The following is a 16,386-nucleotide window of genomic DNA, read 5'->3' as shown; positions in this document are numbered from 1 at the left end:
GCCCACCGCTGACCTGCCCCCGAAGGCCCTGTTCCGCAGGCGCCCTCGCGGCGCTTTTTTATTGCCCGGGCACCGCCCGGAACGCTTTCCAGCCCGCCCGAGCGGGCCCCGCACGAAGCCATTGCGATGATCAATATCACCCTTCCCGACGGCAGCCGCCGCGAATTCGAAAATCCCGTCAGCGTCATGGATGTCGCCCAGTCGATCGGCGCCGGCCTGGCCAAGGCCACCATCGCCGGCGCCGTTGATGGCGTGCTGGTCGATGCCAGCGACGTCATCGACCACGATGCCAGCCTGCGCATCATCACCGCCAAGGACGAGGAGGGCGTGGAAATCATCCGCCACTCCTGCGCCCACCTGGTCGGCCACGCCGTCAAGCAGCTGTACCCGGACGTGAAGATGGTGATCGGCCCGGTCATCGCCGAGGGCTTCTACTACGACATCTATTCCGAGCGCCCGTTCACGCCGGAAGACATGGCCGCCATCGAGAAGCGCATGGGCGAGCTGATCGCCCAGGACTACGACGTCATCAAGAAGGTGACGCCGCGCGCTGAAGTGGTCGAGATCTTCAAGGCCCGTGGCGAGGACTACAAGCTGCGCCTGATCGAGGACATGTCCGACGACATCCAGGCGATGGGCATGTACTACCACCAGGAATACGTGGACATGTGCCGCGGCCCGCACGTGCCGAACACGCGCTTCCTGAAGGCCTTCAAGCTGACCCGCATTTCCGGCGCCTACTGGCGTGGCGATGCGCAGAACGAACAGCTGCAGCGCATCTACGGCACCGCATGGGCCGACAAGAAGCAGCTCGAGGCGTACATCAAGCGCATCGAAGAAGCCGAAATGCGCGACCACCGCCGCATCGGCAAGCAGCAGGACCTGTTCCACCTGCAGGAAGAGGCCCCGGGCCTGGTGTTCTGGCACCCCAAGGGCTGGGCGCTGTGGCAGGTGGTCGAGCAGTACATGCGCAAGGTCTACCGCAGCAGCGGCTACGGCGAAGTGCGCTGCCCGCAGATCCTGGACGTGAGCCTGTGGAAGAAGTCCGGCCACTGGGACAACTACCAGGACAACATGTTCTTCACCGAATCGGAGAAGCGCACCTACGCGGTCAAGCCGATGAACTGCCCGGGCCATGTCCAGGTGTTCAACCAGGGCCTGCACAGCTACCGCGACCTGCCGATCCGCTACGGTGAGTTCGGTTCCTGCCACCGCAACGAGCCGTCCGGCGCGCTGCACGGCATCCTGCGCGTGCGTGGTTTCACCCAGGACGACGGTCATGTGTTCTGCACCGAGAACCAGATCGAATCGGAAGTGACTGCGTTCCACCAGCAGGCGCTGGCGGTCTACCAGCACTTCGGTTTCGACGAGATCCAGATCAAGATCGCCCTGCGCCCGGAATCGCGCCTGGGTGATGACGCTACCTGGGACAAGGCCGAAGGCGCGCTGCGCTCGGCGCTGACCGCCTGTGGCGTGGAATGGCAGGAGCTGCCGGGCGAGGGTGCCTTCTACGGCCCGAAGATCGAGTACCACCTGAAGGACGCGATCGGCCGTACCTGGCAGCTGGGCACCATGCAGGTCGACTTCATGATGCCGGGCCGTCTGGGCGCCGAGTACGTGGACGAAAACAGCCAGAAGAAGCACCCGGTCATGCTGCACCGGGCCATCGTCGGCTCGATGGAGCGTTTCCTGGGCATCCTGATCGAGCACCACGCCGGCCAGTTCCCGGCCTGGCTGGCCCCGACCCAGGTGGTGGTGGCCAACATCACCGACGCCCAGGCTGAATACGTCGCAGGCGTGACCAAAACCCTTGCGGAGCAAGGCTTCCGCGTCAGCTCCGATTTGCGTAACGAGAAGATCGGCTATAAAATCCGCGAGCATACGTTGCAGCGCGTGCCTTACCTGCTGGTCATCGGTGACCGCGAGAAGGAAAATGGAGCTGTGGCGGTGCGTACGCGTTCTGGCGAAGACCTTGGCAGCATGAGCCTGCAGGCCTTCATCGAGCGGCTCCAGGCCGAGGGCGCGTAAGCAAAGGTCCGGTCCGGGCGCACAGGCACCCGGACCGGTTCGATACCCTTGGGAGAACGTAATATCAGCACCCCTGACAACAAACAGAACCGCAAGAATCAGGAAATCCGTGTGCCGCGCGTCCGCGTGATCGGCAGTGACGGAGAAATGATCGGCGTGTTGTCGCGCGACGAAGCGCTGTCCATGGCCGAAGATGAAGGCCTGGACCTGGTTGAAATCCAGCCGCAGGCCGATCCGCCGGTCTGCAAGATCATGGATTTCGGCAAGTTCAAGTTCGAAGCGCAGAAGAAGGCCAGCGAGGCCAAGAAGAAGACCAAGCAGGTCGAGATCAAGGAAGTGAAGTTCCGTCCGGTCACGGACGAGGGCGACTACCAGATCAAGCTGCGCAAGATGCGCGGTTTCCTTGAGGAAGGCGACAAGATCAAGGTCAACATCCGCTTCCGTGGCCGTGAAATGAGCCACCAGGAACTGGGTCGCGAGATGGCCAACCGGATCGAGACCGATCTGGGCGAGGACATCGTCATCGAATCCCGTCCGCGCCTGGAAGGGCGTCAGATGGTCATGATGATCGCGCCGAAGAAGAAGACCTGAGGCCTGCAGGGCTGCCTTTCGGGGCGCCTGGCTGAATGGTTCACGGTAAAGGGACGCCGCTGGCGTCCCTTTGCTTTTGCAGCAGGACGGAAAAAGGGTTGCAGGGGCTGGTGGCAGGGCGGTTTTGCCTGTATCATGCCCGGCTCGACCCACCCAGGACGGGTCGTACGCCGATCATGGCAGGACGGAAAGAGTGGCCACGGCCACCGCCAGATCAGTCAGAAACCAGGGTCACCCCCATCAAGGACATTGCAATGCCCAAGATCAAGACCAACCGGGCAGCGGCCAAGCGTTTCCGCAAGACCGCCTCGGGCAAGTACAAGTGCGGCCACGCCAACCGTAGCCACATCCTCACGAAGAAAGCGACCAAGCGTAAGCGTAATCTGCGTCAGACGGGCCATGTCCGTGCAGAAGACGCAGGCCGTCTGGACCGCATGCTCCCTTACCTCTGAGGAACTGAAAAATGGCACGAGTTAAGCGTGGCGTACAGGCGCGTCGCCGCCACAAGAAGATCCTTGATCTGGCGAAGGGCTACTACAATGCCCGTCGCAAGGTCTTCCGCGTCGCCAAGCAGGCGGTCATCAAGGCACAGCAGTACGCCTACATCGGCCGTAAGCAGAAGAAGCGCAACTTCCGTTCGCTGTGGATCACCCGTATCAATGCGGCTGCCCGCATCAACGGCCTGAGCTACAGCCGCTTCATGAACGGCCTGCTGAAGGCCGGCATCACCCTGGACCGCAAGGTCCTGGCTGATATCGCCGTGCACGACGCAGCTGGTTTTGCTGCACTGGCCGAAAAGGCCAAGGGCGCACTGGCGGCATAAGTCCTTCCCGATGCCGTTGCCGTTCAACGGGAACGGTGTCAGGTAGAGGCAATGCATGGGGAAGGGCGCAAGTCCTTCCCCATTCTTTTTTGGGTCCCGGCAACGCCGCAGGCGCGCGGTGCGGGGACCGGCGGTGGCGACAGGGGTCGGCCCTTCGCGCATCGCGATGGCAGACCGACTGGAGTTCCGGCCCCCCATGAGCGACATCCAATCCCTCACCACCCAGGCGCTGGCCGATGTGGCCGCCGCACAGAGCCCCGACACGCTGGAACAGCTGCGCGTGGCCCTGCTCGGCAAGAGCGGCAGCATCACCGCCCAGCTCAAGCAGCTCGGCACTCTGCCGGCCGACGAGCGCAAGGCCGCCGGTGAAGCCATCAACCAGGCCCGTGACGCGCTGTCCAGCGCGCTGGGCGAGCGCAAGGCCGTGCTGGAAAACGCCGCACTGGATGCGCGACTGGCCGCCGAAGCGATCGACATCACCCTGCCGGGCCGCAACGGCGACCGCGCCGGCCTGCACCCGATCACCCGCACCCTGGAACGCATCACCGGCATCTTCGGCCGGCTGGGCTACGAGCTGTCCGAGGGTCCGGAAATCGAGGACGACTGGCACAACTTCGAGGCGCTGAACTTCCCGCCGCACCACCCGGCGCGCGCCATGCACGACACCTTCTACTTCGGCGATGGCCGCCTGCTGCGCACGCATACCTCCGGTGTGCAGGTGCGCTACATGGGCGAGCACCAGCCGCCGCTGCGCATGATCGCCGCCGGCAAGGTGTACCGCAGCGACAGCGACCAGACCCATTCGCCGATGTTCCACCAGGTCGAAGGCCTGCTGGTGGACGAGCACTCCACTTTCGCCGACCTGAAGGGCACGCTGGCCGAATTCGTACGCGCCTTCTTCGAGCGCGATTTCGAAATGCGCTTCCGCCCCAGCTACTTCCCGTTCGTTGAACCGGGTGCGGAAGTGGACATCGCCTGGCAGCAGCCCGACGGCAGCACCCGTTGGCTGGAAGTGCTCGGCTGCGGCATGGTCCACCCGAACGTGCTGCGCAACGTCGGCATCGATCCGGAGCGTTACACCGGCTTCGCCTTCGGCCTGGGCGTGGAGCGCTTCGCGATGCTGCGCTACGGCGTCAACGACCTGCGCGCGTTCTTCGAGAACGACGTGCGGTTCCTGAAACAGTTCGCGTAAGCCGCAACCATGTAGAGCCGAGCCATGCTCGGCTGCTCCTAAATTCGCAGGCCCAGGCGCATGCGCCGGGCCCACCAGGGTGACACCATGAAATTCTCCGAAAACTGGCTGCGCAGCCACGTCCCGACCTCCGCCTCGCGTGATGAACTGAGCGCGGTGCTGACCGCCATCGGCCTGGAAGTGGAAGAAGTGACCGCGCTCGGCAGCGGCCTGCAGCACGTGGTCGTGGCACGCATCGTCGAAGCCGTGCGCCATCCCGAGGCCGACCGCCTGCAGGTGTGCAAGGTCGACGCAGGGCAGGGCGAACTGCTGCAGATCGTCTGCGGTGCGCCGAACGCGCGCCCGGGCCTGGTTGCACCGCTGGCCATGGTCGGCGCGCAGATCGGCGATCTGGCGATCAAGCCGGCCAAGCTGCGCGGCGTCGAATCCAACGGCATGCTGTGCTCGGCCAAGGAACTGGGCCTGGACACCGATGCCTCGGGCCTGCTGGAACTGCCTGATGACGCGCCGGTCGGCCAGACCCTGGTCGAGTACCTGGGCCTGCCGGACGCCAGCATCGAGATCAAGCTGACCCCCAACCGCGCCGACTGCTTCAGCGTGCGTGGCATCGCCTACGACGTGGCCGCGGCCACCCGCAGCGAAGTGCTGGATTTCGCCGCCGACGCCATTGCCGCGGTCGGCAGCCGTGAGCTGTCCATCCAGCTCGACGCCGGCGCCGAAGCGCCGCGTTACCTGGGCCGCGTCATCGAAGGCGTCAACGCCGCCGCCAAGACCCCGCTGTGGATGGCCGAGCGCCTGCGCCGCAGCGGCGTGCGTCCGGTCTCGCTGCTGGTCGACATCACCCAGTACGTGATGCTGGAACTGGGCCAGCCGATGCACGCCTACGACCTGGGCACCCTGCAGGGCAGCATCGGCGTGCGCCGTTCGCGCGCCGGCGAAGCCATCAAGCTGCTGGACGGCCGCGATGCGGTGCTGGACGAGAGCTTCCTGGTGGTGACCGACGCCGACCGTGCGGTCGGCCTGGCTGGGCTGATGGGCGGCTTCGACACCCGCGTCACCGACGACACCACCGCCGTGTTCCTGGAGGCCGCGCACTTCGCGCCGGCCGCCATCATGGGCCGTGGCCGCAAGCTGGGCCTGCACACCGATGCCGGCCACCGCTTCGAGCGTGGCGTCGACCCGGCGCTGCCGCGCACCGCCATCGAATACGCCACCCGCCTGGTGCTGGACCTGGCCGGCGGTACCCCGGCGCCGGTCACCGAGGCGGTCAATCAGGCCGATCTGCCGCAGGCAGCGACGATCACCCTGCGCCGTGCCCGCATCACCCGCGTGCTGGGCATCACCATTGAAGACGCCGAGGTCGAGCGCATCCTGCGCGCGCTGGGCATGGGCGTGACCGCGGCCGGCGAAGGCTGGCAGGTGACCGCGCCGAGCCGCCGTTTCGACATCGCCATCGAAGAAGACCTGATCGAGGAACTGGCCCGCATCCACGGCTACGAGCAGATCCCGACCACCCTGCCGGGTGGCGCGGCGCGCGTGGCGATGCCGACCGAGACCCAGCTGGACGTGCTGAGCGTGCGTCGCCAGCTGGTCGCGCGCGACCTGCAGGAAACCCTGAACTTCGCCTTCGTTGACGATGCCCTGCTGACCCAGTGGCAGCTGCGCGACAATCTGGTGCCGCTGGCCAACCCGCTGTCGGCCGAGCTGGCGGTGATGCGCCCGGCGCTGCTGCCGGGCCTGGTCGCCACCCTGGGCCGCAACGCCGCCCGCCAGCTGGGCCGCGTGCGTCTGTTCGAGGTTGGCCGGGTGTTCGCCCAGCAGGCGGGCGAAGGCCAGCCGGCACCGCTGGAAACCCCGCGCGTGGCCGCCGCCGTCTGTGGCGATGCGCAGGCCGTGCAGTGGGGCCTGCCGACCCGCAAGGTCGACTTCCATGACCTGAAGGGCGACCTGGAATCGCTGGCCGCCGCCAGCGGTGCCGTGCTCGAATTCCGCCCCTCGACCCGCGCCTTCGGCCACCCGGCCCGCTCGGCCGAGGTGTACCGCGATGGCGTGGTGATCGGCTGGATCGGCCAGATCCACCCGCGCCTGGCCAAGGCCATGGACATCGACGCCGACGTCTATGCCTTCGAGCTGGATCTGGAAGCGCTGTCCGCCCGCGCACTGCCGCGTGCCGGCGAGCTGTCGCGCTTCCCGGCCGTGCGTCGCGACCTCGCGTTCCTGGTGCCTGAACAGGTGGCCTGGAGCGACCTTGCCGCGACCATCCGCCAGGCCGCCGGACCGCTGCTGCGCGAGCTGAACCTGTTCGACCGCTACGTCGGCCAGGGGGTCGAGCCGGGATTCAAGAGTCTCGCTATGGGCTTGATTTTGCAGGACAAGTCGCGCACTCTGACGGACCGCGACGTGGAAGCGGTGGTGGCCGAGGCGGTCACTGCGATCGAACGTGAACACCACGCACGGATCCGCGGCTGAGCGGGAAGCACTCAGGGGTAGCAGGCAATGGCATTGACCAAGGCGGAGATGGCGGAAAAGCTGTTCGACGAAGTCGGTCTGAACAAGCGGGAAGCCAAGGAATTCGTCGACGCGTTCTTCGATGTGCTGCGTGAAGCGTTGGAACAGGGACGTCAGGTGAAGCTGTCCGGCTTCGGTAATTTCGATCTGCGGCGCAAGAACCAGCGCCCGGGTCGCAACCCCAAGACCGGCGAGGAAATTCCGATTTCCGCCCGTACGGTGGTCACCTTCCGTCCGGGCCAGAAGCTCAAGGAGAGGGTGGAAGCTTATGCTGGATCCGGGCAGTAACCGCGAACTACCGCCGATCCCGGCCAAGCGCTACTTCACCATTGGTGAAGTAAGCGAGCTGTGCGACGTCAAGCCGCACGTGCTGCGCTACTGGGAAACCGAATTTCCCAGCCTTGAGCCGGCCAAGCGCCGTGGCAACCGCCGCTACTACCAGCGCCATGACGTGCTGATGGTGCGGCAGATCCGCAGCCTGCTGTACGAACAGGGTTACACCATCGGTGGCGCGCGCCTGCGCCTGGAGGGTCCGGATGCGCGCGAGGAATCCGCGTTGAGCAACCAGATCATCAAGCAGGTGCGCATGGAGCTGGAAGAAGTGCTGCAATTGCTTCGCCGGTGATCCAAAACCCAGCGTAATCCGCTATACTTCACGGCCCGCCGCACTGGCGGGTACATCGCAGCATCAGTCGGGGCGTAGCGCAGCCTGGTAGCGCATCTGCCTGGGGGGCAGAGGGTCGTCGGTTCGAATCCGGCCGTCCCGACCACTGTGATGAAACAGAAGGCCTGCGCAGCGATGCGTGGGCTTTTTTGTTGTTGCGTTGTATCCTGCACACCACTCGTACTACCGCGGCTGCTGAACCCGGTACTCACGAGAAAACATCATGGAAACTGCAAGAACCCGAGCCTGGCGTCGTGCCAGGGCGCGCCTGCACGGCGGTGACCGTCCTGCACCGGTGCAGGCCTTCAAGCCCGAGAAGAACTGGAAGCTGCTGTACACGCGCGGCGCCAAGCTGATCCGCGCGCGCCAGTTGGGGTTTACCTATCCCATCCTCAGCACGACGCAGCTGCTGGAGCAGGGATGATCAACCTTCTGTTTGTCTGCAGCCGCAACCAGTTGCGCAGCCCGACCGCCGAAGCCATGTGGCGACGGCGGCCTGGCTTTGCGGCACGTTCGGCGGGTACCAGCCCGCATGCACGCCATCCCATCAGCCCGGCGGATATCCGCTGGGCCGATGTCATCTTCGTCATGGAGACCAAGCACCAGCATCGTCTGCAGGCAGCCTTCCCTCGGTTGCTGGAACACACGCCGCTGCACTGCCTGGACGTTCCTGACGACTACCGTTGCATGGACCCGGCGCTGATGGCGCTGCTGGAGTTGCGGGTCGCGCCTTACCTGCCCGTTGCCACCTGATACCGGGCGTTCAGGCCCGCGGCCCATGCGGCGCGGTACTTCCCTTATCATCGGCGCACATCTGATCGCATCGGCATCCTCCCGCACCCGACACCGGCTGTTGCGGCGGGCGTGCTGGAACATGCGCGGACCACGACGACCACAGGGGGTTGCGTTGATCAGCAGTATCGTCATTCACCGCTCGGCTGGCGCAGGCGCAGCCGGCGTCCAGGTTCTGGACACCACGTTCAAGGACAAGCGTGTCTTTGTGTCCTGGGGCCTGCGCGGCGAGGACCTCAGCCGTGAGGCCGAACCGGCCGAAACCGTTGCCGCGCGCCAGGCGCTGCAGCGCGAATCGCGGCAGGTCGAAGGGCCTCGCAGCACCGAAGTCTTCATTGCCAACCAGGCAGCCACGGCCATCAGCGTGTATCGCATGCTGAGCGAAGCACGCAGCGGCGACGCCGTGTTCTTCCTGTGCGATTCGCCCGCGGTGGTCGAATGGCTGGTGACCGCGCTGGAAATACGCGAAGGCTGAAAGACGGGGGCAGATCCCTTCGCCCAGCGAAGGGCTCTGACCCCAGGGTCGTGCATCCGTGCGGGGTCAGAGCCCTTCGCGTTGCGAAGGGATCCGACCCCTGGCCAGCGCGGCGTCCACCGCGGCGCGTGCGTGCAGGGTGGTGGTGTCGAACAGCGGCACCGGGCTGTCCTGCGCGCGGACCAGCAGCATGATCTCGGTGCAGCCCAGGATGATCGCTTCGGCGCCGCGCGCGACCAGGCGCTGGATCACCTCCACATACACCTGTCGCGAGACCTCGCTGACCATGCCGGCAATCAGCTCGCGGTAGATGATGTCGTGCACGTCGCGGCGGTCGTCGGCGTCCGGCACCAGCACCTCCAGCCCGAAGCGTTCGCTCAGCCGGCCGCGGTAGAAGTCCTCTTCCATGGTGAACGCCGTGCCGAGCAGACCGACCGTGCGCACGCCCGTGCACAGGATGGCCTCCGCGGTGGGATCTGCAATGTGCAGCAGCGGCAGTGGGCAGGCGGCTTCCAGCTGCGGTGCCAGCTTGTGCATGGTGTTGGTGCAGACCACCAGCAGCTCGGCGCCACCCGCCTGCAGCCGTCGCGCGGCATCGATCATCTCCGCGCCCAGCGCGTCCCAGTCGCCGTCGTGCTGCAGCTGCTTGATGCGGGCGAAATCCACCGACCACAGCAGCAGCTGCGCCGAGTGCGCACCGCCCAGCCGCTGGCGGACATCCTCGTTGATGAGGCGGTAGTACTGCGCCGAGCTTTCCCAGCTCATGCCGCCGATCAGTCCCAGGGTCTTCATGCGTGTCTCCGTGCTGGAAGCCGCATTGCAGCACAGACCGGCCCTCGCATGCTGGCCGCCCTCTGTAACCGTCGATCGCGCACTCGCCTGTACGTACCACCGCGCGGCGGCAGCCCGTAAGCTGGTGGGCTTCCCGCGTCGAGAACGGCAATGGCCCTGCAAACCTGGTGGTGGTTCCTCGCCACGGTCTTCGTGCTGTGTGGCACGCCGGGCCCGAACATGCTGCATATCCTCGGCCGCAGCGTCGGCCTTGGTTTCCGCCGCAGCGTGCCGGCCATGGCGGGCTGCCTGCTGGCCATGCTGCTGGTGCTCGCCGCGTCCGCCGCGGGACTGAGCGCGCTGCTGCGTTCCTCGCCGATGCTGTTCGAGGTGCTGCGTTATCTCGGCGTGGCCTACCTGGCCTGGCTGGGCATCAAGGCGTGGCGCGACAGTTGTCGGCCGGCCCCGGCGGCCAGCGCGGGCGAGCCGTTGCTGGAGCCGGTCCACGGTGCAGGGGCCGTCTTCCGCGGCGGCCTGCTGGTGGGCCTGAGCAACCCGAAGCTGCTGCTGTTCGCCGCCGCGTTCCTGCCGCAGTTCGTCGATCCCGCGCGTGCGCAGGGCCTGCAGTACACCGTGCTGGTGGCCACCTTCGCCAGCTGCGAGCTGTTCTGGTACGTGATGTATGCCGCCGGCGGCCACGGCCTGCGTCGCTGGCTGGCCAAGCCCTTCGCGCAGCGCTGGTTCGAGCGCCTGGTGGGCAGCGTGTTCCTGGCCTTCGCGGTCGCGCTGCTGCGTTTCCGTCCGCGCTGAATGTTCACGCCGCGCGCGCGGCGCGCTCACGGGGCGGGCATCGAAAGCTGCTTAACCTGTTCATACCGTCAGCATTCCCCAGGGGAAAGGATCGATATGATCAAGTGGGCCATCATCTTCGCCGTCATCGGCCTCATCGCCGGTGTGCTCGGCTTCGGCGGCATCGCCGGTGCCGCGGTCGGCATCGCCAAGTTCCTGTTCTGGGCCGGCATCATCATCGCGGTGATCCTGTTCCTGATCGGGATGAGCATCGCCAAGAAGGTCGCCTGACCGCCTGTCCACGGCTGCAGGCAGCAGCGCGCTCAGTGCGCGCTGCTCTCTGAAAACAGTCTGATCGCCAGTACACCCGCGCAGATCAGGCCGATGCCGATTCCCCAGCTCAGCCGGGCGTGCACAGTTTCATCGCCTCGGCCGCCATGGCCAATGCGTTGCGGCGCTCTTCCTCGTCCAGCGGCCGACCATAGGCCGTGGCCCAGTAACCATCGGCGGCACAGCGCGCCGTGTACAGGCGCGGGTCGCTGGCCTCGCGTGGGAACTCCGCCAGCATGCCGCGCATCCATTCGCGCCAGTGCGCCAGCATCGCCGGTTCCAGCAGGTTGGCCATGGTCAGGCCGATGTCATCATCCTGGGTCTGCTGCAGCAGGTGGTCGAAGGTGACCTCGACGTAGGCGCGGGTAAAGCAGCCGTGGCTGGTGGGTGCCCGTTGCATGTGCGCGCGCAGGTCCTGCTCGAAATCATCGAGCATCGCGCCCAGCGTTGCATCCAGCAGCGCCTGCTTGCTGCTGTAGTGGTGGAACAGGGCGCCCTTGCTGACCCCGGCGGCGTCGGCGACGTCCTGCACCGTCAACGCGGCCAGCCCTTCCTGCCGGATCACGCGGGCGGTGGCGTCCAGCAGGGCCTGGCGCACGAGATCGGGCGCCTTGCGGCGGGTGAGGGCAGGGGATGCGGACATGGGAGAAGGAAACCGACTGGACGGTATGATTGTAGCCCAGCGCTGCCCGGCTCAGTCCAGGTAGACCGACAGCCCGGTGGCGAACTGAAGATCCGGGCTCTCATCGTCCAGGCCCACATCGAATGAAACATCGAGCTGGACGCTGGGCCGCACCCGCCAGCTCAGTCCCGCCCCGGCAATGGACTGGTCGGGGCCATCGCTGACGTCGAAGAAACCAGCTTCCAGGTAGGTGGACACCGTCGGCGTGGCCTGCAGCGAAATGCTGGGCGCCCAGGTGGTCGTGCGTTGGCCGGCACCGCGCTGCTGCTGCGCAAACAGCGCCAGCTGCCATTGATCGCTGAGGGATCGTTCGACGCTGACCGCCAGCGCGTACTGGCGACCGTCGCTGAAGGCCGCATCGCCGCGCGCCACCACGGCCGACGCCAGCACGGCCCAGGCGGTGCGGTCATTGCTGCCCGGACCGGCCCATTTCAGGCCCGCGCTGCTGTCGCCGGCCCCGCGCAGGCGGCTCTGCGCGCCATCCGGCGCGCGCAGGCGCCGACGGTTCCAGGGTGTGCCCGAGAGCTGCAGTTCCAGGCCAGGCGCCAGTCCGGTGCGCAGCAGGACATCGCCTGACCACGTCGTGCTGCGGACACCCTCGGCGCCGGATTCGCGCAGGTAAGCAGGCAGCCCGAACTCAAGCGCCGCGGCGCCGCGAGGCACCGTGTCGGTGCCAGCGCCAAGGCCGGGCCGGTCGAAGTCGGGAGGGCTGGAGGGTGGCTCCGCCTGTGCGGACAGGCAGGCCACGGAGAGGCCGAACAGAACGATGCACTGGCGCATGCTGGCCGACGAGCCCGGGAGGTGTAGCCGAGCATGCGCGGCCGGCGCGTCGGGGCGCCGTGAACGCGGGGCTCAGTCGTCGATGCGGGCGAAACGCGGCTGCGGGCCGTGCTCGCCGGGCACCTGTTCAACGAACATGGCATACGGGCGCACCCACAGGCCGCCTTCGCCGTACAGGGCGCGGTACAGCACCTGCGGCTGCAGGGTCTCGCTGCTGCGCACGATATCGATCACTTCGTAGAGGCCGCCCTTGAAATGGCGGTAACGGCCCGGCTCAAGGCGGGGCAGGGGGCTGAGGTCGGACATGCGGGAATTCTACTTGCGCGCGGGCGTGGGCGGCAGCGCGCACCACGCGTCGATGGCCTCGGCGGTATTGGCCAGGCCCTGGGCCTGGGCCAGCTCCCACGGCCGCTCACAGCGTCCGCTGCGCTGGCACCACTGGTAGCCGGCCGAACCGATGCAGCCGTGTTCGTCGCGATCACCACCGACAACCGGCGCGGCGGTGGTCGGGTCGCGGGCAGGCGCGGGTTCGGGCTGGGCGCAGCCGCCCACGGCCAGCATCAGCAGCACCGGCAGGAAAGCGGTCTTCATCGGCGTGGCCTCGGGGTCGGGGCCCTCAGTGTCGGCCGTGTGCCCCGGGGCGACAAGCGCTCAGCTGATGCTGGCGCGCACCAGTTCCTCGAACAGGACCAGATAGCTGGCCACGAAGTAGAACTTCAGCAAGGTCGAACGCTGCATCGGAAGCGAGGTGCGCATGTGGAAGGGGCCCCTGTTAGTGACGGTAGTGTGAAGCGCTGCTGACTTCGTGACAAGAGTCACGAAAAACTTTCACTAAACGGACTCAGGGATGTGATGGGGGTGGTGTTCTGACGTTCTGGTCAGGAATTTTCGTACTAATCCGATAGGCACTGCCTGACGGGCTCCCTAGGGTGGGCGGCAACCGCAGGCGCCCCGGCGCCGCTGCCCCGTCCCTTCAAGGAGTCGATCATGGTCATTACCGTCAAATGCAGTGCCGCGCGCTGGTCTGTCCTGGACCCGGCGACCGCAGTCGCCGAACCCTTCGCCAGCGGCGCCGCCGCCTTCGATGCCGCCCTGCTGCGCGCCAGCGACCACCACCGCCGCACCGGCCAGGACAGTACGGTGCGGGTTGAGGCCCTGGGCAACGCCGTCGACGCGGTGCATTTCAGCCATTGAAGCGGCAGGGCACGAAGCTCAGGCAGCTTCGGCCTCCGCCAGGGCCCGGTCGACGAAGCGGCACAGCCAGGTCGCGCTGATGTTCTTGCCGTAGACGTGGCCGATCTGCCTGGGAAACGCCTTGTCGCGCAGCAATTGCTGCGGTTGCCGGGCGAGCACCAGAATCTGCAGATCGCGGCGCAGACAGCAGATCCTGCGCAAAAGCGGAATGCCGTCGGTCTGGCCGATGGTCGGCATGCAGGGATCGATCACCAGCACACGGCATCGTGGGTCGGCGATCTGCAGCATGACTTCGGAGGGAGAGCGGGCTTCGGCGATCGCGTCTGCGCCGAAGTGGGGGTGGAGGTGGTTGTTGAGCTCGCAGCGGACCCAGGGATTAGCGTCCGCGATGACGATGGTTTCCGGGAGGAAAATCTGGTCATCACCTCCCCGCTGGAAATCTGTTTCAGATGATCGTGCTTCCGGGGAGAAAGCAGTAGTTGAATGCATGTAATGAGCGTCAAGAGTGAACACGAGTTCGCAGTGGAACGCTTTAGAACGCATCCAAGATGCTTCGGCGAACTGTCATAAGAATGCCCGCGTTGGCCGGCCCTCGCTGGATCAAGGATAGCGGCAAAGCTCTGGATGCAGGTCTGGCTTCTGCGAGCTCATGTGGCACCGGTACTCGTTGGTGTGGCCGCTGCGCAGAAACCCCACGGAGGCGCTGTTACCAAGAATCGGGTCCGGCCTCATTACGCACCAGAATTCACTATAGTTCGCGGTGATGCTCCTGCAGTGGGACGTGCTGGAAGGAAGCCCGATATCTTCCGGACCCGTTACATCACTAACCGTTCCTTCCGCAAGCCGCAGATCCATTCCGGTCTTGCCCGGAGTGATGTCGCTCAGAGCGGCAGTCAGTTTAGCCTTCGCTGAATAATTCTGGTACTGCGGCAGGGCGATCATTGCAAGGATTCCGATGATCGCCACGACCACCATCAACTCAATCAACGAAAAGCCACCTTGCCGATGGGTTTTTGCGGGAGGGTGTTGCGCCTGAATTTGCAGCGTTGTCATGAAACAATCCTCACGAAAGCAGAATGCGCTTGAAAAATAGGTGCTGTGCAGGCAGAAGGCGGTGTGGAACGCTGTCCGCACCGCCAGGTTGCCCGCGGCGAACTCAGGTGCGACAGGTCGCCGGAAGAAGCTCGAGATCGCTGACCGTGCCCGTGCAGGTCCAGTTGCCTTCATAATCCCGATCAAGGGTCAGCTCACCGCCGCCGTAGCCCGCATCTGATCTCAGACGACAGGTCACCGTGCCGGTGCCGTCCGTGTCGTTCATCGAGACGTCAAATGACTCGCAGCGCGAGCTCGATGATGGGAGGCCGAGTTTTTCAGCGGTTACACCCGCGACAGTCGCGCCCTCTGCCAACAATGTTTCGTAACCGACCTTGGCCGGCGTGATCTCGGCCAGCGCTGCAGCCAGCTTCGCCTTGCTTGAATACTTGAAGTACTGGGGAAGCGCGATCATCGCGAGGATTCCGATGATCGCGACGACGACCATAAGTTCAATGAGTGAAAAGCCCTTCTGGCCGGATCTGATTGCGCGCTGACTGCGATTTTCCAGTTCTTTCATTGTTTTCCTCCCCTGTACGGATGATTGATTGTTCGGCCGGGAATGTGTTGAGTTCCGGCTTGCCAATAGATAATCACCAGTTCGCAGTGGTGGATATTCAATAACTGGTAAAAGCGTATTTTTATTATGCTGGTTTTGCGAATTTAGGATTAATTGAATGGATGGCCGGGGCGCAGGGAACAGTCCCGGCGGCCGCAGGTCAGCGGTCGCTGCACGCTGTTGGAAGCCATCCGGGATCAGCCACATCGGCCACGCAGAGCCACGTGCCCAGTGGTTCGCGTTGCAGGATCAAGGTGGCATCAGCAGGTACCTCACCCCGCACCTGGCAGGTGAGGCGGGCACGCCCGTTGTCAGGCAGATGGATGCTCAGCTGTGCACAGAACGCGGCGCTGGCCGGCAAGCCAAGATGCCGGTCGCCGGGTTCCAGATCGCCATCGGCATAGCTGGCTTCCACCCATGGAATCGCTTCACCGAGAACGGCGAGCGCAGCGTGCAGTTCAGCGCGCTGGCGGTCGCTACCTGCCCTGGGCATGGCCAGCATCACGATGTAAACAGCGATGATCGACGCGGCAATGGCGGCGGCCGCCCAGGGCCGAAGCCGGGGCGGCGGTAAGTGGCCTGCGTGTGCGGGGGAAGATGCGTGCATGGTGCTGGCTCCACGGTGCGAAAGCCCATCAGGGAGGCATCCCTGGGCCGGGGCCGCTCTCCCCAGCGGCCCCGGCATTCCCTTCCCCGATTCTGTGTTTGGCTGGCCGAGCGTTACAGCGCCAGCGAGCTTTCCACGTCCAGCACCATGCGGCGGGCGAGGGCCAGGTTGGCCTTCTGCCGGTCCAGCACGACGTAGAAGAACAGCCCCTTCTTGGCCGATACCGGGCGCAGCACGTGATAGGCGCGGCCCAGGGTGATCAGGACGTCCTCGATGCTGTCATTGAGGTTCAGCGCCTCGGCCGTTTTCATCTTGGCGCGCAGCACTTCGGTGTTGCCGGCCGCGGCCAGCTCCATGTCCACGCCGGAGCCGGCTTCACCGAGCAGCATGCCGCTCTCGTAGTCGACCAGCGCAACGGCTTGGGCGCCGTTGATCTGCATGAGCGTGTCGAGGCATTTGTTGATCGCGGTATTCATTTCAGTGGTCCGTTGCGGGTGTTTGGAGGAAAA

24 protein-coding genes and 1 tRNA gene are annotated in these 16,386 nt (G+C 65.5%); 15 read left to right on the top strand and 10 right to left on the bottom strand.

Annotated features, from left to right (window positions below; translation table 11 throughout):
- Positions 1–126: 126 nt before the first annotated feature.
- The 12 genes from thrS (at position 127) to IAE56_RS06595 (ending at position 9,073) form a co-directional block, all read left to right on the top strand.
- Positions 127–2,028 (top strand): threonine--tRNA ligase, encoded by a 1,902-nt coding sequence (thrS, locus tag IAE56_RS06650; protein ID WP_200751938.1) that lies wholly within the window; start codon positions 127–129, stop codon positions 2,026–2,028.
- Between the two features lie 63 nt (positions 2,029–2,091).
- Complete coding sequence (infC, locus tag IAE56_RS06645) at positions 2,092–2,619, top strand: translation initiation factor IF-3 (RefSeq protein ID WP_075076340.1); 528 nt, start codon at positions 2,092–2,094, stop codon at positions 2,617–2,619.
- A gap of 254 nt (positions 2,620–2,873) precedes the next feature.
- Positions 2,874–3,071 carry a 50S ribosomal protein L35 gene (gene rpmI / locus IAE56_RS06640; RefSeq protein WP_005410436.1) on the top strand — a complete coding sequence of 66 codons (198 nt, stop codon included), beginning with the start codon at positions 2,874–2,876 and terminating at the stop codon, positions 3,069–3,071.
- 11 nt (positions 3,072–3,082) lie between these two features.
- Entirely contained in the window at positions 3,083–3,442 is a 360-nt protein-coding gene (gene rplT / locus IAE56_RS06635) for a 50S ribosomal protein L20 (RefSeq protein ID WP_005410435.1), read from the top strand.
- A 196-nt stretch (positions 3,443–3,638) separates the two neighbouring features.
- Complete coding sequence (gene pheS / locus IAE56_RS06630) at positions 3,639–4,634, top strand: phenylalanine--tRNA ligase subunit alpha (protein ID WP_150455548.1); 996 nt, start codon at positions 3,639–3,641, stop codon at positions 4,632–4,634.
- An 87-nt stretch (positions 4,635–4,721) separates the two neighbouring features.
- A complete protein-coding gene (gene pheT / locus IAE56_RS06625; RefSeq protein WP_200751937.1) occupies positions 4,722–7,103 on the top strand; it encodes a phenylalanine--tRNA ligase subunit beta in 2,382 nt (793 codons plus the stop codon).
- Positions 7,104–7,130: 27 nt separating this feature from the next.
- Entirely contained in the window at positions 7,131–7,430 is a 300-nt protein-coding gene (locus IAE56_RS06620; RefSeq protein ID WP_005410432.1) for an integration host factor subunit alpha, read from the top strand.
- Positions 7,411–7,767, top strand: coding sequence for a MerR family transcriptional regulator (locus IAE56_RS06615; protein ID WP_053518690.1), 357 nt, complete (start codon positions 7,411–7,413; stop codon positions 7,765–7,767). The genes IAE56_RS06620 and IAE56_RS06615 overlap by 20 nt, the downstream gene beginning before the upstream one ends.
- Before the next feature lie 68 nt (positions 7,768–7,835).
- Positions 7,836–7,912: transfer RNA gene (locus IAE56_RS06610), tRNA-Pro, on the top strand.
- 117 nt (positions 7,913–8,029) lie between these two features.
- Complete coding sequence (locus IAE56_RS06605) at positions 8,030–8,230, top strand: hypothetical protein (RefSeq protein WP_108769435.1); 201 nt, start codon at positions 8,030–8,032, stop codon at positions 8,228–8,230.
- Complete coding sequence (locus tag IAE56_RS06600; protein WP_108769434.1) at positions 8,227–8,559, top strand: phosphotyrosine protein phosphatase; 333 nt, start codon at positions 8,227–8,229, stop codon at positions 8,557–8,559. The genes IAE56_RS06605 and IAE56_RS06600 overlap by 4 nt, the downstream gene beginning before the upstream one ends.
- A gap of 121 nt (positions 8,560–8,680) precedes the next feature.
- Positions 8,681–9,073 (top strand): hypothetical protein, encoded by a 393-nt coding sequence (locus IAE56_RS06595; RefSeq protein WP_200751946.1) that lies wholly within the window; start codon positions 8,681–8,683, stop codon positions 9,071–9,073.
- Positions 9,074–9,139: 66 nt separating this feature from the next.
- Here the strand turns inward: IAE56_RS06595 and IAE56_RS06590 are convergent, their stop codons facing one another.
- A complete protein-coding gene (locus tag IAE56_RS06590; RefSeq protein ID WP_200751936.1) occupies positions 9,140–9,865 on the bottom strand; it encodes an aspartate/glutamate racemase family protein in 726 nt (241 codons plus the stop codon).
- Between the two features lie 150 nt (positions 9,866–10,015).
- Here IAE56_RS06590 and IAE56_RS06585 point away from each other — a divergent pair, with 150 nt between their 5' ends.
- The gene (locus IAE56_RS06585; RefSeq protein ID WP_200751935.1) at positions 10,016–10,654 is read left to right on the top strand and encodes a LysE family translocator; all 639 of its coding nucleotides are present in this window, start codon (positions 10,016–10,018) and stop codon (positions 10,652–10,654) included.
- 96 nt (positions 10,655–10,750) lie between these two features.
- The gene (locus IAE56_RS06580; RefSeq protein ID WP_200751934.1) at positions 10,751–10,924 is read left to right on the top strand and encodes a DUF1328 domain-containing protein; all 174 of its coding nucleotides are present in this window, start codon (positions 10,751–10,753) and stop codon (positions 10,922–10,924) included.
- A gap of 109 nt (positions 10,925–11,033) precedes the next feature.
- Here IAE56_RS06580 and IAE56_RS06575 read toward each other — a convergent pair whose 3' ends face one another.
- The 4 genes from IAE56_RS06575 to IAE56_RS06560 form a co-directional block, all read right to left on the bottom strand.
- Positions 11,034–11,606, bottom strand: coding sequence for a TetR/AcrR family transcriptional regulator (locus tag IAE56_RS06575; protein ID WP_200751933.1), 573 nt, complete (start codon positions 11,604–11,606; stop codon positions 11,034–11,036).
- 51 nt (positions 11,607–11,657) lie between these two features.
- On the bottom strand, positions 11,658–12,425 hold the full coding sequence (locus tag IAE56_RS06570; RefSeq protein WP_200751932.1) for a transporter: 768 nt from the start codon (positions 12,423–12,425) through the stop codon (positions 11,658–11,660).
- A 72-nt stretch (positions 12,426–12,497) separates the two neighbouring features.
- A complete protein-coding gene (locus tag IAE56_RS06565) occupies positions 12,498–12,731 on the bottom strand; it encodes a DUF1653 domain-containing protein (RefSeq protein WP_079222578.1) in 234 nt (77 codons plus the stop codon).
- Positions 12,732–12,740: 9 nt separating this feature from the next.
- The gene (locus tag IAE56_RS06560) at positions 12,741–13,016 is read right to left on the bottom strand and encodes a hypothetical protein (protein WP_200751931.1); all 276 of its coding nucleotides are present in this window, start codon (positions 13,014–13,016) and stop codon (positions 12,741–12,743) included.
- A 396-nt stretch (positions 13,017–13,412) separates the two neighbouring features.
- Between IAE56_RS06560 and IAE56_RS06555 the strand changes: the two genes are divergently transcribed.
- Complete coding sequence (locus IAE56_RS06555) at positions 13,413–13,619, top strand: hypothetical protein (RefSeq protein WP_200751930.1); 207 nt, start codon at positions 13,413–13,415, stop codon at positions 13,617–13,619.
- A gap of 18 nt (positions 13,620–13,637) precedes the next feature.
- Here the strand turns inward: IAE56_RS06555 and IAE56_RS06550 are convergent, their stop codons facing one another.
- The 5 genes from IAE56_RS06550 to IAE56_RS06530 form a co-directional block, all read right to left on the bottom strand.
- On the bottom strand, positions 13,638–14,162 hold the full coding sequence (locus IAE56_RS06550) for a hypothetical protein (RefSeq protein ID WP_200751929.1): 525 nt from the start codon (positions 14,160–14,162) through the stop codon (positions 13,638–13,640).
- 57 nt (positions 14,163–14,219) lie between these two features.
- Entirely contained in the window at positions 14,220–14,672 is a 453-nt protein-coding gene (locus IAE56_RS21285; protein ID WP_200751928.1) for a pilin, read from the bottom strand.
- Positions 14,673–14,775: 103 nt separating this feature from the next.
- Positions 14,776–15,231: a pilin gene (locus IAE56_RS21220; RefSeq protein ID WP_200751927.1), complete on the bottom strand. Its 456-nt coding sequence runs from the start codon at positions 15,229–15,231 to the stop codon at positions 14,776–14,778.
- 199 nt (positions 15,232–15,430) lie between these two features.
- Positions 15,431–15,877, bottom strand: coding sequence for a pilin (locus IAE56_RS06535; RefSeq protein WP_234455930.1), 447 nt, complete (start codon positions 15,875–15,877; stop codon positions 15,431–15,433).
- Between the two features lie 113 nt (positions 15,878–15,990).
- Entirely contained in the window at positions 15,991–16,317 is a 327-nt protein-coding gene (locus tag IAE56_RS06530) for a hypothetical protein (RefSeq protein WP_200751944.1), read from the bottom strand.
- Positions 16,318–16,386 lie beyond the last annotated feature (69 nt).

The sequence above is a fragment of the Stenotrophomonas sp. S41 genome, from assembly GCF_016624625.1.
GTDB lineage: Bacteria > Pseudomonadota > Gammaproteobacteria > Xanthomonadales > Xanthomonadaceae > Stenotrophomonas.
Note: the sequence above shows the minus strand (reverse complement) of the source record. Positions and strands in the feature narration are given on the sequence as shown.

Coding starts and splice junctions, on each gene's coding strand:
- pheS (WP_150455548.1), top strand. CDS start 3,639: ATGAGCGACATCCAATCCCTCACCACCCAGGCGCTGGCCGATGTGGCC.
- IAE56_RS06575 (WP_200751933.1), bottom strand. CDS start 11,606: ATGTCCGCATCCCCTGCCCTCACCCGCCGCAAGGCGCCCGATCTCGTG.
- pheT (WP_200751937.1), top strand. CDS start 4,722: ATGAAATTCTCCGAAAACTGGCTGCGCAGCCACGTCCCGACCTCCGCC.
- IAE56_RS06535 (WP_234455930.1), bottom strand. CDS start 15,877: ATGCACGCATCTTCCCCCGCACACGCAGGCCACTTACCGCCGCCCCGG.
- IAE56_RS06530 (WP_200751944.1), bottom strand. CDS start 16,317: ATGCAGATCAACGGCGCCCAAGCCGTTGCGCTGGTCGACTACGAGAGC.
- IAE56_RS06565 (WP_079222578.1), bottom strand. CDS start 12,731: ATGTCCGACCTCAGCCCCCTGCCCCGCCTTGAGCCGGGCCGTTACCGC.
- rpmI (WP_005410436.1), top strand. CDS start 2,874: ATGCCCAAGATCAAGACCAACCGGGCAGCGGCCAAGCGTTTCCGCAAG.
- IAE56_RS06620 (WP_005410432.1), top strand. CDS start 7,131: ATGGCATTGACCAAGGCGGAGATGGCGGAAAAGCTGTTCGACGAAGTC.
- IAE56_RS06570 (WP_200751932.1), bottom strand. CDS start 12,425: ATGCGCCAGTGCATCGTTCTGTTCGGCCTCTCCGTGGCCTGCCTGTCC.
- IAE56_RS06585 (WP_200751935.1), top strand. CDS start 10,016: ATGGCCCTGCAAACCTGGTGGTGGTTCCTCGCCACGGTCTTCGTGCTG.
- IAE56_RS06555 (WP_200751930.1), top strand. CDS start 13,413: ATGGTCATTACCGTCAAATGCAGTGCCGCGCGCTGGTCTGTCCTGGAC.
- IAE56_RS21285 (WP_200751928.1), bottom strand. CDS start 14,672: ATGACAACGCTGCAAATTCAGGCGCAACACCCTCCCGCAAAAACCCAT.
- IAE56_RS21220 (WP_200751927.1), bottom strand. CDS start 15,231: ATGAAAGAACTGGAAAATCGCAGTCAGCGCGCAATCAGATCCGGCCAG.
- IAE56_RS06560 (WP_200751931.1), bottom strand. CDS start 13,016: ATGAAGACCGCTTTCCTGCCGGTGCTGCTGATGCTGGCCGTGGGCGGC.
- IAE56_RS06615 (WP_053518690.1), top strand. CDS start 7,411: ATGCTGGATCCGGGCAGTAACCGCGAACTACCGCCGATCCCGGCCAAG.
- IAE56_RS06595 (WP_200751946.1), top strand. CDS start 8,681: ATGCGCGGACCACGACGACCACAGGGGGTTGCGTTGATCAGCAGTATC.
- IAE56_RS06605 (WP_108769435.1), top strand. CDS start 8,030: ATGGAAACTGCAAGAACCCGAGCCTGGCGTCGTGCCAGGGCGCGCCTG.
- IAE56_RS06580 (WP_200751934.1), top strand. CDS start 10,751: ATGATCAAGTGGGCCATCATCTTCGCCGTCATCGGCCTCATCGCCGGT.
- IAE56_RS06550 (WP_200751929.1), bottom strand. CDS start 14,162: ATGCGTTCTAAAGCGTTCCACTGCGAACTCGTGTTCACTCTTGACGCT.
- thrS (WP_200751938.1), top strand. CDS start 127: ATGATCAATATCACCCTTCCCGACGGCAGCCGCCGCGAATTCGAAAAT.
- IAE56_RS06600 (WP_108769434.1), top strand. CDS start 8,227: ATGATCAACCTTCTGTTTGTCTGCAGCCGCAACCAGTTGCGCAGCCCG.
- rplT (WP_005410435.1), top strand. CDS start 3,083: ATGGCACGAGTTAAGCGTGGCGTACAGGCGCGTCGCCGCCACAAGAAG.
- IAE56_RS06590 (WP_200751936.1), bottom strand. CDS start 9,865: ATGAAGACCCTGGGACTGATCGGCGGCATGAGCTGGGAAAGCTCGGCG.